Genomic DNA, 12981 nt, shown 5'->3' on the forward strand with positions numbered 1-12981 from the left:
CAGCCATGATGAACGAGCTCGGTAAAGACTCGCTTAAGCCAGATTTTTCTGTGGTTTATACCTATTGCCGGGGATGCCGGACCAGACAGGATCGGCAGACGGCAGTCTGCGTTAGTCGGGCCTTAAAGCGTTGCCGCTAGCACAAGGACAAGAATTTTATCGGAGAGGGTCGGGAACCATGCCCACGCATGAAGGTTGCAGCGCAGCAATATCGACGGATCGCCTCGGAGCCCGAATGCTGCATCCGCGAAGTGACTTTCGCCAAAGCAGCTATAGGATGGCCCGGGGCTTGATTGCCGCCGTGCGATCAGCATAAGCGATCCATGGTCGCCAAAATCTGTCATCCTTGGTAACAATCATGCAGCCGCTAAGGAAGATGTGCACGTCTGACGATGCTTTCTTCCGCACCCCATGCGCCGCTGACTCTGGTAGATTGACCGTGGCCTCCATTGCTCATCGTCTCGAAAAAGGACCCTCTGGTCGCCGCGCGGACTTCCGGGAATCGATTTGTCCCGTTATAGTGCAATGCAACAGGCCGAATCGGCCGCTGTCAGCGTGCACAATCCGTTGAGGGAGCCCGACGAGGCAATGAACGCTTTTGAAGCACAGCGCGCCTTTGAGGAGCAGCTCCGGGCCCATGCCCGTTCTGCCCCCAGCGCCGCACCCATGCTGCGACGTTCCACGATCCGCATGATCCTCTACACCGAATTGCTGTTGCTCGACAGCATCGCAATTCTACTGGGGTTCTACATCGCGGCCTGCTCGCGCGACGGCAACTGGCTGTCCCTTGCGGGCGTCAATGTCGGCATCTTCCTCCTGCCGATCACGCTCGGCACCGCGCTCGCCAGCGGCACCTATTCGCTGAGCTGCCTGCGCTACCCGGTCAGCGGGGTGAAGAGCATCTTCTCGGCGTTCTTCTTCTCGGTGTTCATCGTGCTGCTGGGCAGCTACCTGCTCACCGCGGAGCTGCCGCTGTCGCGCCTGCAGCTCGGCGAGGGCGTGCTCCTGGCGCTCAGCCTGGTGACGATCTGCCGCCTTGGCTTCCGCTGGCACGTTCGTGCGCTGACACGCGGCACGCTGCTCGACGAGCTGGTGATCGTCGACGGCGTTGCCCTGGAGGTCGCGAGCGGCGCGGTCGCGCTCGATGCGCGCATCATCAACCTCACGCCCAACCCGCGCGATCCGCAGATGCTGCATCGCCTCGGCACCACCGTGGTGGGCTTCGACCGGGTCGTCGTCGCCTGCACCGAGGAGCACCGGGCAGTATGGGCGCTGCTGCTCAAAGGCATGAACATCAAGGGCGAGATCCTCGTCCCCCAGTTCAACGCGCTGGGCGCGATCGGCGTCGACTCCTATGAGGGCAAGGACACGCTGGTCGTGTCCCAGGGCCCGCTCAACATGCCGAACCGCGCAAAGAAGCGGGCGCTTGATCTGCTCATCACCGTCCCCGCGCTGGTCGCGCTGGCGCCGCTGATGATCATGGTCGCGATCCTGATCAAGCTGGAGAGCCCCGGCCCCGTCTTCTTTGCACAGGACCGCGTCGGCCGCGGCAACCGGCTGTTCAAGATCCTCAAGTTCCGCTCGATGCGCGTTGCGCTCTGCGATGCGAACGGCAACGTCTCGGCCAGCCGCGATGACGATCGCATCACCAAGGTAGGCCGGATCATCCGCAAGACCAGCATCGACGAGCTGCCGCAGCTGCTCAACGTGCTGCGCGGCGACATGAGCGTCGTCGGCCCGCGCCCGCACGCACTCGGGTCGCGCGCCGCCAACCATCTCTTCTGGGAAATCGACGAGCGCTACTGGCACCGCCACACGCTCAAGCCGGGCATGACGGGCCTCGCGCAGATCCGCGGCTTCCGCGGCGCGACCGATCGCCGCGTCGATCTCACCAATCGCCTGCAGGCGGACATGGAGTATATCGACGGCTGGGACATCTGGCGGGACGTCACCATCCTGTTCAAGACGCTGCGCGTGATCGTTCACTCCAACGCCTTCTGATCGCGGGACGGGGCAAGCTTCCCGCGATCACGCGCAAGTGCATTGACATCCAGTCCGCTTCCGCATTTGTCGTTTCGTAGTTGTCGTTGCGGGCCCGCCCGCGCCATGGGGGAATTTGAATGAAGGGTATCATCCTTGCGGGTGGCAGCGGCACGCGCCTCTACCCCGCAACGCTGTCGATCTCGAAGCAGCTGCTTCCCGTCTATGACAAGCCGATGATCTTCTACCCCCTGTCGGTGCTGATGCTCACGGGTATCCGGGACATCCTGATCATCTCCACCCCGCGCGACCTGCCGATGTTCCAGGCGCTGCTCGGCGACGGTTCGGCGTTCGGCATCAACCTGAGCTATGCCGAACAGCCTTCGCCCAACGGCCTCGCGGAAGCCTTCATCATCGGCGCCGATTTCGTTGGCAACGATCCCAGCGCGCTGATCCTCGGCGACAACATCTATCACGGTGAAAAGATGGGCGAGCGCTGCCAGGCAGCTGCGGCCCAGGCGTCGCAGGGCGGCGCGAACGTGTTCGCCTATCATGTCGACGATCCCGAGCGCTACGGCGTGGTCGCGTTCGATCCGGAGACGGGCGTCGCTACCAGCGTCGAGGAAAAGCCGGCCAACCCCAAGTCCAATTGGGCGATCACCGGGCTCTATTTTTACGACAAGGACGTGGTCGACATCGCCAAGTCGATCCAGCCCTCGGCGCGCGGCGAGCTCGAGATCACCGACGTCAACCGCATCTACATGGAGCGCGGCGACCTCCACATCACCCGGCTCGGTCGCGGCTATGCCTGGCTCGACACCGGCACGCATGACAGCCTGCACGATGCCGGCTCGTTCGTCCGCACGCTGGAGCACCGCACCGGCGTGAAGATCGCCTGCCCGGAGGAAATCGCTTTCGAGAGCGGCTGGCTGGGCGCCGACGATCTGCTCAAGCGCGCCGCCGGCCTCGGCAAGACGGGCTATGCCGCCTATCTGCGCAAGCTGGTAGCCGCGGCATGACCCAGGTGCATCACCACGCGCTGTCGGGCGTCATCGAGTTCACCCCGCCCAAGTACGGCGATCACCGCGGCTTCTTCTCCGAGGTGTTCAAGCAGTCCGCGCTCGACGCCGAAGGCGTCGAGGCGCGGTGGGTGCAGGACAATCAGAGCTTCTCGGCCGCACCGGGCACGATCCGCGGACTGCACCTGCAGGCGCCGCCCTTCGCCCAGGCCAAGCTGGTGCGCGTGCTGCGCGGCGCGATCTACGACGTCGCGGTCGACATTCGCCGCGGCTCGCCCACATACGGCCAGTGGGTCGGCGTCGAGCTTTCGGCGGACAAGTGGAACCAGCTGCTGGTGCCGGCCGGCTATGCGCATGGCTTCATGACGCTCGTCCCGGATTGCGAGATCCTCTACAAGGTCAGCGCCAAATATTCGAAGGAATCGGAGATGGCGATCCGCTGGGATGATCCCGATCTCGCCATCACCTGGCCGGACATCGGCGTCGAGCCGGTGCTCTCCGAGAAGGACGCGGTCGCTACCCCGTTCGCCGAATTCAACACCCCCTTCTTCTATCAGGGCTGATCCATGCAGCAGACCTTCCTCGTTACCGGCGGCGCCGGCTTCATCGGCTCGGCAGTGGTACGCCACCTCGTTCGCCAGGGCGCGCGCGTCATCAATCTCGACAAGCTCACCTATGCGGGCAACCCGGCCTCGCTGACCGCGATCGAGAACGCGCCCAACTACCGCTTCGTCCATGCCGATATCGCCGACACCGCGACGATCCTGCCGCTGCTGCGCGAAGAGCAGGTCGACGTGGTGATGCACCTCGCCGCCGAGAGCCATGTCGATCGCTCGATCGACGGCCCGGGCGAGTTCATCGAGACCAACGTCGTCGGCACCTTCAAGCTGCTCCAGGCGGCGCTGCAATATTGGCGCGAGCTGGAAGGGGAGAAGCGCGAGGCTTTCCGCTTCCACCACATTTCCACCGACGAGGTGTTCGGCGACCTGCCGTTCGACAGCGGCATCTTCACCGAAGAGACGCCCTATGATCCCTCCTCGCCCTATTCGGCGTCGAAGGCGGCCAGCGACCATCTGGTCCGCGCCTGGGGTCACACCTATGGCCTGCCCGTGGTGCTGTCGAACTGCTCGAACAATTACGGGCCGTTCCACTTCCCCGAGAAGCTGATCCCGCTGACCATCCTGAACGCGCTCGAAGGCAAGCCCCTGCCCGTCTACGGCAAGGGCGAGAATATCCGCGACTGGCTGTACGTCGACGATCACGCCAAGGCGCTGGCGACGATCGCCACGACCGGCAAGGTCGGCCAAAGCTACAATGTCGGCGGCCGCAACGAGCGCACCAACCTGCAGGTCGTCGAGACGATCTGCGACCTGCTCGACCAGCGCATTCCGCTGAAGGATGGCAAGAAGCGCCGCGAGCTGATCACCTTCGTCACCGATCGCCCCGGCCATGACCGCCGCTATGCGATCGACGCGACCAAGCTCGAGACCGAACTGGGCTGGAAGGCCGAGGAGAATTTCGACACCGGCATCGCCGCGACGATCGACTGGTATCTCGAGAATGAATGGTGGTGGGGTCCGATCCGCTCCGGCAAATATGCCGGCGAGCGGTTGGGGCAGACCGCCTGATGCGCATCCTCGTCACCGGGCATGACGGCCAGGTCGCCCAGGCGCTGGGCGAACAGGCGGAGGGCCATGAGCTGATCTTCACCAGCTATCCCGAGTTCGATCTCTCCAAGCCGGAGACGATCGAGGCGGCGGTGGCGAAGATCCAGCCCGAGCTGATCGTGTCGGCGGCTGCGTATACGGCGGTCGACAAGTCCGAGAGCGAGCCCGAGCTCGCCATGGCGATCAACGGCGACGGCCCCGGCGTACTGGCGCGCGCGGGCGCGAAGATCGGCGCGCCGATCATCCATCTGTCGACCGACTATGTGTTCGACGGCAGCCTCGACCGCCCGTGGCGCGAAGACGACCCCACCGGTCCGCTCGGCGTCTATGGCGCCACCAAGCTGGCCGGCGAGCAAGCGGTGCAGGCCTCGGGCGCGACCAACGCGGTGATCCGGCTCGCCTGGGTCTACAGCCCGTTCGGCAACAACTTCGTCAAGACGATGCTGCGCCTCGCCGAGACGCGGGACACGCTGAACGTGGTCGAGGACCAGCAGGGCTGCCCGAGCTCGGCGCTGGACATCGCCACGGCGATCCTCAAGGTCGTCGGCCACTGGCAGCAGAACGGCGCCACCAGCGGCCTGTATCACTTCACCGGATCGGGCGAGACCAACTGGGCCGACTTCGCGCGCGCGATCTTCGCGGAAAGCGCCAAGCACGGCGGCCCGACCGCCGAGGTGACCGGCATTCCCACCTCCGGCTACCCCACCCCGGCGAAGCGCCCGGCCAATTCGCGGCTCAATTGCGACAAGTTCGCCGAAACCTTCGGCTATCGTGCACCCGCCTGGCAGGACTCGGTGGCGGAAGTGGTAGGTCGCCTCCTGGCATAAAATGCCCGGCCCGACCCTGTGCGCGGCGGGGTGGCTGCGCACTCCGGTCGGGTTTCATCGACATCGCCGGCTGCGGGGAGCATCACCGATGCTCCCCGATCAGCGCCAGGCCGTCACTTCCTGAACGGCGCGACCAGGGGCTTGATCGTCTTGAACACGGCCTCACGCAGCGTCCGCACGGGCGCGGCGACGAGGTGATCGAACGCGAGCGTCATCCCGCTCACCCGCTGGGGTGCGACGTCGCTGCGGATCTTGAACGATTCGACCACCTCGATATCGGAAACCAGCCGCCCCTTGATGCGGTTGATGACATTCTCGCCATGCACCACCTGCAGCCATACCGGCCGCCCGGCGACCTGGGTGATCTTCCACTTCTGGCCCAGCTCATGATGGGGCTTGGCCCAGATCGTCTCGACGCTGGCGAGATCGCGCTCGACCAGCGAGGTGAACGGATTACTGTGGTCCGCAGCGGTGTAGAGCCGGCCCTGGCGCATCGCGATGCCCTGGGTGAAGTTCAGCACCGTCTGTGCCGGCGCATCCTTCGCCGCGGCCTGCACCCGTGCCACGAAGTCGTTCGAAAGCGCGTCGTCATTGTCCAGCCGCGTGGTGACGATCAGCTGCTCGCCGGGCGTCGCCAGCGCCTTCACGTCGTCCGCGATCATCGCCTTGTCGAACATCGCGACGTAGCGCGGCGTGAAGTTGTAGATCTGCCGATCGCGCTCGATCCGCTCGCGGAACTCGGCGGGGGTGTCCTTGTCGAAATAGATGAGCCAGTGGAAATTGCGCTCGGTCTGGCCCGCGATGCTCGGCAGGCAGAACTGCTCGAACAGCCCGAAACGGCGGTCGAGCCAACCCGGCGAATTGCGGATCGCCACCTCGCGGCCCGGGCTGGCGATGTTGAAGCGCGTCAGGATCACGTGAAGCATCGGTTCGATCAGCCCCGGTCTAGCAAAACGAAGAAAGCCCGGCCGCTACAACGGCCTTGTTCGAACAACGCGCAAGAAACAGGGTACACGCGAACGGCACGTTCGTCTTCGCCGACCCCGCTGGTTGCCGCCATTCCCGCGAACGGTTACGGGATATTCCGGAACTGGGCAACCGGGGATTGCTGCACTGCGCAATGACACGCGGCCGGAACGACAAACGGCTTGCCGCCCGCGCCCCCCGCGCCTAACCCTCCGCCCGTGCCCGACGCCCGTCCCGATCGCATTGCCACCGGCCTGGCGCTTCGCCTGTTCGCCATTGCCTGCCTGTCGACCATGTCGGCGCTCATCAAGATGTCGGAACTGCGCGGCGCCTCGCTGATCGAGACGATGTTCCACCGCCAGCTCTGGGCGGTGCCGCTGGTCACCTTGTGGGTGGTGATGGGCCCGGGGCTCAAGTCGCTCAAGACGCAGCGCTTCGGCGCGCATGTCTGGCGCACCGCGGTGGGCCTCACGGGCATGATCTTCACCTTCGGCGCGGTGATCCTGCTGCCCCTGGCCGAGGCGCAGACCTTCCAGTTCACCGTGCCCATCTTCGCCACGCTGCTCGGCGCGCTGATCCTGGGCGAGCCGACCGGCCGGCATCGCTGGGGCGCAGTGATCGTCGGCTTCCTCGGCGTGCTGATCGTCGTCCAGCCGGGCCGGGAAGCCATTCCGATCTTCGGCGCCTTCGTCGGGCTGATGGCGGCGTTGTTCGTCGCCATCGTCGCGATCACGCTGCGGCAGATCACCCGCACCGAAAGCGCCGGCACCACCGTCTTCTGGTTCTCGCTGCTCTCGGTGCCCGTGCTCGGCGCCATCTACGCGTTCAACTTCCGTCCGCACGATGCCGAGACCTGGGCGATCCTCATCGCCACGGGACTGGTGGGCGGCGTCGGCCAGCTGGCGCTGACCGGTGCGATGCGCTTCGCCCCCGTCTCGGCGGTGGTACCGATGGACTATTCGGGGCTGATCTGGGCGACGCTCTACGGCTGGCTGCTGTTCGACGTGTTCCCGACCTTCTCGACCTGGCTCGGTGCGCCGGTGATCATCGCCAGCGGGCTCTACATCGTCTATCGCGAGCAGAAGCTGGCCCGCGGCCAGGCTAGCTACGCCGAAACGCCACTATGAGGTTGTTGGCGGGCATCGCCACCCGCCGATCGAACACCAGGCCTTGCGCCCCCGCCGCCGCGATCACCTCGTCCAGCAAGCGCAGCCCCCAGGCAGGATCCCGCGCCCGCAGCGACTGGTCGAAATCCTCGTTCGAGGGCGCGGTGAGCACCCCCGCCTCGCGAAAGGGCCCGTAGAGGATCAGCGGCCCGCCCGGCGGCAGCAGCCGCCCCGCCCCCGCCATCAACCCCAGCGTCGCCGCCCAGGGGCTGATATGGACCATGTTGATGCAGAGGATCGCATCGGCATGGGCGACCGGCCAGCGCGCCGCGGCGGCATCGAGCGCGACCGGCGGGCGGACATTGGCCAGCCCCGCGCACCAGGATGCGATCGAGGCGAGCGCATCGGGGTCCGGATCGCTCGGGTGCCATTCCAGCCTGGGGAAATGCTCGGCGAAATAGGCGCAATGCTCGCCGCTGCCGCTCGCCACTTCGAGCACCGCGCCGGACGCGGGCAACAGTTCGCCGAGCATCGTCGCGATCGCCGCGCGGTTGCGCAGCGTCGCGGGCGCGTGGCGCCGCACGCCTTCGGGCGGGGCGAGCCAGCTGCGCTCGCGGTCGCTCATGCCGTCGCCCGCGCCTGGGCGAGCAGCCGCTTGCCGCGCAGGTACATCTCGACCCGCATCGCGCTGAACAGCCCCAGCGCCATCGTGCCGAAGGCCTGGCTCAGCAGCATCACGTTGAGGTGCAGCGCCGAGCCCTCGGCCTGGCCGACCATCTTCACCGCGATCAGCACGACGATGAACAGCAGCCCGCCGATCGATGCCTTCTGGTTGAGCTGGTGCGTCGCGGGATCGACCAAGAGGTGCATCAGTCTGCCCCGCTGCCACCCCAGCCCCGCGCCGACCGCCAGCGCTGCGGCGCACAGCGCCCAGCCGCCCAGGCTCGGCTGCGCCTGGACGAACAGGCTGGCGACGAGCAGCGCATAGAGGCTGGGGATGATCCACAGCCGCTCGAGGGTGAGCGGCCGCGCCTTGGACATGCGGCGGATGCGGAGCGCGAGGATCAGCCCCACGACGAGCGCGGTGATGCCGTAGCGAAGCAGGTGCGGCGTATCGAACTGCATGGCGGAGTCCCCCCGGGAGCGATGCGGTGCAGCATAGGGGGAAGTGCGGCGAGGTCGAGTGGTTCCTGTCCATTGGCTGACGCCATGAACGGGCGGGGACCCGGATCGAGGGGCCCCCGCCCACCCGGTCAGCCCCGCGCCGAAGCCAGCCGTCTTATGCTCGCTTCCGCACATGCGTCCGGCAGCGCCTGCGAGCGCCAGGCAATCACGCCGTCCGGCCGGACCAACGTCGCGCCCGCGTTGATCACGCCATAGACCGCGTCGAACGGCTGCTCTTGGGGAAAGTGAAAATCGTCTCCGACAAACACCGCGGATATCGAGCACTGCGCACTCAGAGCTGCCCAGGCGGGGTTGGCCGAAAGCAGCACATAGCCGCGGCCAAAGAGATCGAGTGTCGACCGCGCGCCGACAATGCCCCTCTCCCAGACATGCGGTGCGCGCGTGCCGGGCTGGCCCGCCCAAGCCTCCGGTATCGCCGCTGCCGGCAAATCGGGCCCGGCACCGATGACCGCCGACGACCGATATAGCTGCCCGAATTCCATCGCCTCGGGCGCAATCAAGGTCTCCGGGACAAACGAGGGCGGCGCCCAGTGCGCATAGTCGGGCCGCGAGAACGTCTGCTGGTGGCGCAGCCAGCCGACCGGCCGGCGCTCCGCGTCATAGCTGTCCAGCAGGGTCGTATCGGCGACACCGGCGATCACCGCCGCCAGTTTCCAGGACAAGTTCCAGACATCGTCGATACCGGTATTGGCGCCGAAGCCGCCGCGGGTGGGCGGCAATTGATGCGCCGCATCCCCGGCGAGGAAAACACGGCCCGCGCGGTAGCGGTCGGCGATCCGGCCCGCCATTTCCCACGCGCCACCATTTTCGACGCCGCGGAAATAGGCGCCAGGGCCCAGCCGCGCAACGGGATGGCGTCGGAAAATGCGGGGCCCGAAAACCGCAGGGCACGGGACTCAAGCAACAGCGACGTGACAAGAGATCGGCAACACCGCGGCGGATGCTTGCAGCCGAACACTCGCCGCGATCTTCCTCCCCCCAAACGCAAGACGCCGGCCGGAAGCGGGGGCTTCCAGCCGGCGTGTGCGACCCTCTCGGGGGGTAACGGGTCGGGCGTTTACTCGGCCGCTTCGGCCGGCGCCGCATCCTTGTAGGCCAGCACCGGCTTGCGCGCGGCGAGCGTTTCGTCGAGGCGGCGGCGCGGGGCGAAGTGCGGTGCGCTCTTCAGCGCCGCCTCGCCCTGCTTGGCCTTGGTAGCGACATTGCGGAACGCGCCGATGAACTGGTCGAGCGCCGCCTTGCTCTCGGTCTCGGTCGGCTCGACCAGCATCGCGCCGTGGACGACCAGCGGGAAATACACCGTCATCGGGTGATAGCCCTCGTCGATCAGCCCCTTGGCGATGTCGAGCGTCGAGAAGCCCTCGGGCAGGCCCTTGTCGCTGAAGATCGCCTCATGCATGCACGGGCCGGACTTGGCGAAGGGCGCGTCGAGCACGTCCTCCATCGCGCGCAGCACATAGTTCGCATTCAGCACCGAATCCTCGGCGACCTGGCGCAGGCCGTCGGCACCGTGGCTGAGGATATAGGTCAGCGCGCGGGTGAACATGCCCATCTGGCCGTGGAAGGCGGTCATGCGGCCGAAGGTGCCGGCATGATGTTCCTCGGCATTCTCTTCCTCGACGATGCGATAGCCGCTCTCGGTCTTCTCCACGAAGGGCAGCGGCGCATAGGGCGCCAGCGCCGCCGACAGCACCACCGGACCCGAACCCGGGCCGCCGCCGCCATGCGGGGTGGAGAAGGTCTTGTGCAGGTTGATGTGCATCGCATCGACGCCGAGGTCGCCCGGGCGCACCCGGCCGACGATCGCGTTGAAGTTGGCGCCGTCGCAATAGACATAGCCGCCCGCGGCATGGACCGCGTCGGAAATGTCCTTGAGGTCCGGCTCGAACAGCCCGCAGGTGTTCGGGTTGGTGATCATCACGCCGGCGATGTCCGGCCCCAGCCGCGCCTTGAGCGCCGCCACGTCCACACGGCCTTCCGGCGTCGCGGGGATGTCCTCCACCGCGAAGCCCGCAAAGGCCGCCGTCGCCGGGTTGGTGCCGTGCGCGCTCTCCGGCACCAGCATGATGCGGCGCGCGGTCTCGCCCTTGGCGTCGAGCGCGGCGCGGATCGCCAGCACGCCGCAGAGTTCACCGTGCGCGCCGGCCTTGGGGCTCATCGCCACCGCCTGCATGCCGGTGAGCGTGATCAGCCAGTGCGCGAGCTGGTCGATCGCCTCCAGCGCGCCCTGCACGGTATCGACCGGCTGGAGCGGGTGGATGTCGGCGAAGCCCGGCAGGCGTGCCATCCGCTCGTTGAGGCGCGGATTGTGCTTCATCGTGCAGCTGCCCAGCGGGAACAGGCCGAGGTCGATGGCGTAGTTCTGGCGGCTGAGGCGGGTGTAATGCCGCACCGTCTCCGGCTCGGACAGGCCCGGCAGGCCGATGGCCTTCGCGCGCTCCATGCCGGCCAGGCGCGACTTGCCCGCGGGGGCCTCGCCGAAGTCAACGCCGGTGGTGTCGGTGGAGCCGATCTCGAAGATCAGCGCCTCTTCCAGCATCAGCGCGCGGTTGCCGGTGAACGTGCCCTCGGCGGTCTCACCGCCCTGCGACGGTGTGGTGGGGCGCCAGCCCGACGGATTGATCGTGCTCATGCCAGCACCTCCTCGAGTGCGGAGGCAAGCGTCTCGACGTCCTCCTCCGTGGTGGTTTCGGTGACCGCGACGACGAGGCCGTTCTGCAATTCCTCGACGCCCGGATAGAGGCGGCCGAGCGACACGCCGGCCAGGATGCCCTTGTCGGCCAGCTGGCGGACGACGGGGCGCGCTTCCTTCGACAGCTTCAGCGTGAATTCGTTGAAGAACCGGTCGGTGACCAGCTCCACCCCGTCCACTTCGGCGAGGCGATCGGCGGCGGCGCTGGCGCCGACATGGTTGAGCTCGGCGAGCTGGCGCAGGCCCTTCTCGCCCAAGAGCGTCATGTGCACCGACATGGCGAGCGCGCACAGCACCGAGCTGGTGCAGATGTTCGACGTCGCCTTTTCGCGGCGGATATGCTGCTCGCGGGTGGAGAGCGTCAGCACGAAGCCGCGCTTGCCGCTGGCGTCCACCGTTTCACCACAGAGGCGGCCCGGCATCTGGCGGACCAGCTTTTCCGAGCAGGCGAACAGGCCGACATAGGGGCCGCCGAACTGGAGGCCGACGCCGAGCGACTGGCCCTCGCCGACGACGATGTCCGCGCCCATCTCGCCCGGCGCCCGAATCGCGCCCAGCGCCACCGGCTCGGCGACGACGGCGATCAGCAGCGCCTTCTTGGCGTGGCAGGCGTCCGCGAGTGCCGACAGGTCCTCGATGCGGCCGAGGATGTCGGGATACTGGACGACGACGCACGAGGTGTCGGCGTCGATCGAATTGATCAGGTCGAGCGTGTCGGGCTCGGGGCTCAGCGTCGGCACGCCGGTCACCAGCTGGTCGCCGGTGAAGCGCGCCATCGTCTTGGCGACCGAGACGTAGTGCGGGTGCAGCCCGCCCGAGAGGATCGCCTTGCCGCGCTTGGTGACGCGCCGCGCCATCGAGATCGCTTCCCAGCACGCGGTCGAGCCGTCGTACATCGAGGCATTGGCGACGTCGCAGCCCAGCAGCCGGGCGATCTGGCTCTGGAACTCGAACATCATCTGCAGCGTGCCCTGCGCGATTTCCGGCTGGTAGGGCGTGTAGGCGGTGAGGAACTCGCCGCGCTGGATGATATGGTCGACCGAGGCCGGCACATGGTGGCGATAGGCCCCTGCCCCCAGGAAGAACGGCGCCGAGCCGGCGGCGATGTTCTTGGCAGCCAGGCGCGACATGTGGCGTTCGACCGCGAGTTCCGACGCATGCATCGGCAGGCCGGCGATCGGCCCGCTGAGGCGGGCGCTTTCGGGCACGTCGACGAAGAGGTCGTCGATCGACTGGGCGCCGATCGTGCCAAGCATCGCCTGACGGTCGGCCGGGGTAAGGGGCAGGTAGCGCATCGTTGTTCCTTCTTCCCTTGTCTCCCCTTCCGCTTGCGGGAGGGGTCGGGGGAGGGGCTGAAGTTCTTTGGGAAGGACTGGCGGCTGCCATCCCCTCCTAACCCCTTCCACAAGCGGGAGGGGAACGCGCCCCTCGGAAGGGGCTTCCCCACTCAAGCTCCTCCCCTTCAGGGGAGGGATTGGGGGTGGGGCAGTCAGGTCAGCGGGGCGGATCGCTCGTGGAGAGTCCCCCACCCCAACCCCT

General features: G+C 67.0%; 12 protein-coding genes. 6 read left to right on the forward strand and 6 right to left on the reverse strand.

All coding sequences use genetic code 11. The annotated features are described in order from the left end of the window. Nucleotides 1-666 precede the first annotated feature (666 nt). From OIM94_RS08670 to rfbD, 5 genes are all read left to right on the forward strand, one after another. A complete protein-coding gene (locus OIM94_RS08670; protein WP_264609658.1) occupies nucleotides 667-2001 on the forward strand; it encodes an exopolysaccharide biosynthesis polyprenyl glycosylphosphotransferase in 1335 nt (444 codons plus the stop codon). Nucleotides 2002-2120: 119 nt separating this feature from the next. Further along, nucleotides 2121-2999 carry a glucose-1-phosphate thymidylyltransferase RfbA gene (gene rfbA, locus OIM94_RS08675; protein ID WP_264609659.1) on the forward strand — a complete coding sequence of 293 codons (879 nt, stop codon included), beginning with the start codon at nucleotides 2121-2123 and terminating at the stop codon, nucleotides 2997-2999. Next, a complete protein-coding gene (gene rfbC / locus OIM94_RS08680) occupies nucleotides 2996-3562 on the forward strand; it encodes a dTDP-4-dehydrorhamnose 3,5-epimerase (RefSeq protein WP_264609660.1) in 567 nt (188 codons plus the stop codon). Before rfbA ends, rfbC begins: the two co-directional genes overlap by 4 nt. A 3-nt stretch (nucleotides 3563-3565) precedes the next feature. Further along, entirely contained in the window at nucleotides 3566-4627 is a 1062-nt protein-coding gene (rfbB, locus tag OIM94_RS08685; RefSeq protein WP_264609661.1) for a dTDP-glucose 4,6-dehydratase, read from the forward strand. Beyond that, nucleotides 4627-5493, forward strand: coding sequence for a dTDP-4-dehydrorhamnose reductase (gene rfbD, locus OIM94_RS08690; RefSeq protein ID WP_264609662.1), 867 nt, complete (start codon nucleotides 4627-4629; stop codon nucleotides 5491-5493). The genes rfbB and rfbD overlap by 1 nt, the downstream gene beginning before the upstream one ends. Before the next feature lie 113 nt (nucleotides 5494-5606). On the opposite strand, the gene OIM94_RS08695 is transcribed toward rfbD, so the two are convergent. After that, on the reverse strand, nucleotides 5607-6419 hold the full coding sequence (locus tag OIM94_RS08695) for a putative rhamnosyl transferase (RefSeq protein ID WP_264609663.1): 813 nt from the start codon (nucleotides 6417-6419) through the stop codon (nucleotides 5607-5609). Between the two features lie 258 nt (nucleotides 6420-6677). Between OIM94_RS08695 and OIM94_RS08700 the strand changes: the two genes are divergently transcribed. Further along, a complete protein-coding gene (locus OIM94_RS08700; protein WP_264609664.1) occupies nucleotides 6678-7586 on the forward strand; it encodes a DMT family transporter in 909 nt (302 codons plus the stop codon). On the opposite strand, the gene OIM94_RS08705 is transcribed toward OIM94_RS08700, so the two are convergent. The 5 genes from OIM94_RS08705 to gcvPA all read right to left on the reverse strand — a co-directional run bounded on the left by OIM94_RS08705 (nucleotide 7561) and on the right by gcvPA (nucleotide 12737). Further along, nucleotides 7561-8190 carry a class I SAM-dependent methyltransferase gene (locus tag OIM94_RS08705; RefSeq protein ID WP_264609665.1) on the reverse strand — a complete coding sequence of 210 codons (630 nt, stop codon included), beginning with the start codon at nucleotides 8188-8190 and terminating at the stop codon, nucleotides 7561-7563. The two genes, OIM94_RS08700 and OIM94_RS08705, sit on opposite strands and share 26 nt — an antisense overlap. Continuing rightward, the gene (locus OIM94_RS08710; protein ID WP_264609666.1) at nucleotides 8187-8690 is read right to left on the reverse strand and encodes a CcdC protein domain-containing protein; all 504 of its coding nucleotides are present in this window, start codon (nucleotides 8688-8690) and stop codon (nucleotides 8187-8189) included. Before OIM94_RS08710 ends, OIM94_RS08705 begins: the two co-directional genes overlap by 4 nt. Before the next feature lie 128 nt (nucleotides 8691-8818). Further along, complete coding sequence (locus OIM94_RS08715) at nucleotides 8819-9538, reverse strand: FAD-dependent monooxygenase (protein WP_264609667.1); 720 nt, start codon at nucleotides 9536-9538, stop codon at nucleotides 8819-8821. Between the two features lie 269 nt (nucleotides 9539-9807). Next, entirely contained in the window at nucleotides 9808-11382 is a 1575-nt protein-coding gene (gcvPB, locus tag OIM94_RS08720) for an aminomethyl-transferring glycine dehydrogenase subunit GcvPB (RefSeq protein WP_264609668.1), read from the reverse strand. Then, nucleotides 11379-12737 (reverse strand): aminomethyl-transferring glycine dehydrogenase subunit GcvPA, encoded by a 1359-nt coding sequence (gene gcvPA, locus OIM94_RS08725; RefSeq protein WP_264609669.1) that lies wholly within the window; start codon nucleotides 12735-12737, stop codon nucleotides 11379-11381. Before gcvPA ends, gcvPB begins: the two co-directional genes overlap by 4 nt. Nucleotides 12738-12981: the final 244 nt, after the last annotated feature.

The sequence above is a fragment of the Sphingomonas sp. R1 genome, assembly GCF_025960285.1.
Classification (GTDB): Bacteria; Pseudomonadota; Alphaproteobacteria; order Sphingomonadales; family Sphingomonadaceae; genus Sphingomonas.

Bases quoted from the DNA above. Each gene is read 5' to 3' on its own strand.
- OIM94_RS08670 (WP_264609658.1), top strand. From the start codon at position 667: ATGCTGCGACGTTCCACGATCCGCATGATCCTCTACACCGAATTGCTG.
- rfbA (WP_264609659.1), top strand. From the start codon at position 2,121: ATGAAGGGTATCATCCTTGCGGGTGGCAGCGGCACGCGCCTCTACCCC.
- rfbC (WP_264609660.1), top strand. From the start codon at position 2,996: ATGACCCAGGTGCATCACCACGCGCTGTCGGGCGTCATCGAGTTCACC.
- rfbB (WP_264609661.1), top strand. From the start codon at position 3,566: ATGCAGCAGACCTTCCTCGTTACCGGCGGCGCCGGCTTCATCGGCTCG.
- rfbD (WP_264609662.1), top strand. From the start codon at position 4,627: ATGCGCATCCTCGTCACCGGGCATGACGGCCAGGTCGCCCAGGCGCTG.
- OIM94_RS08695 (WP_264609663.1), bottom strand. From the start codon at position 6,419: ATGCTTCACGTGATCCTGACGCGCTTCAACATCGCCAGCCCGGGCCGC.
- OIM94_RS08705 (WP_264609665.1), bottom strand. From the start codon at position 8,190: ATGAGCGACCGCGAGCGCAGCTGGCTCGCCCCGCCCGAAGGCGTGCGG.
- OIM94_RS08710 (WP_264609666.1), bottom strand. From the start codon at position 8,690: ATGCAGTTCGATACGCCGCACCTGCTTCGCTACGGCATCACCGCGCTC.
- OIM94_RS08715 (WP_264609667.1), bottom strand. From the start codon at position 9,538: ATGGCGGGCCGGATCGCCGACCGCTACCGCGCGGGCCGTGTTTTCCTC.
- gcvPB (WP_264609668.1), bottom strand. From the start codon at position 11,382: ATGAGCACGATCAATCCGTCGGGCTGGCGCCCCACCACACCGTCGCAG.
- gcvPA (WP_264609669.1), bottom strand. From the start codon at position 12,737: ATGCGCTACCTGCCCCTTACCCCGGCCGACCGTCAGGCGATGCTTGGC.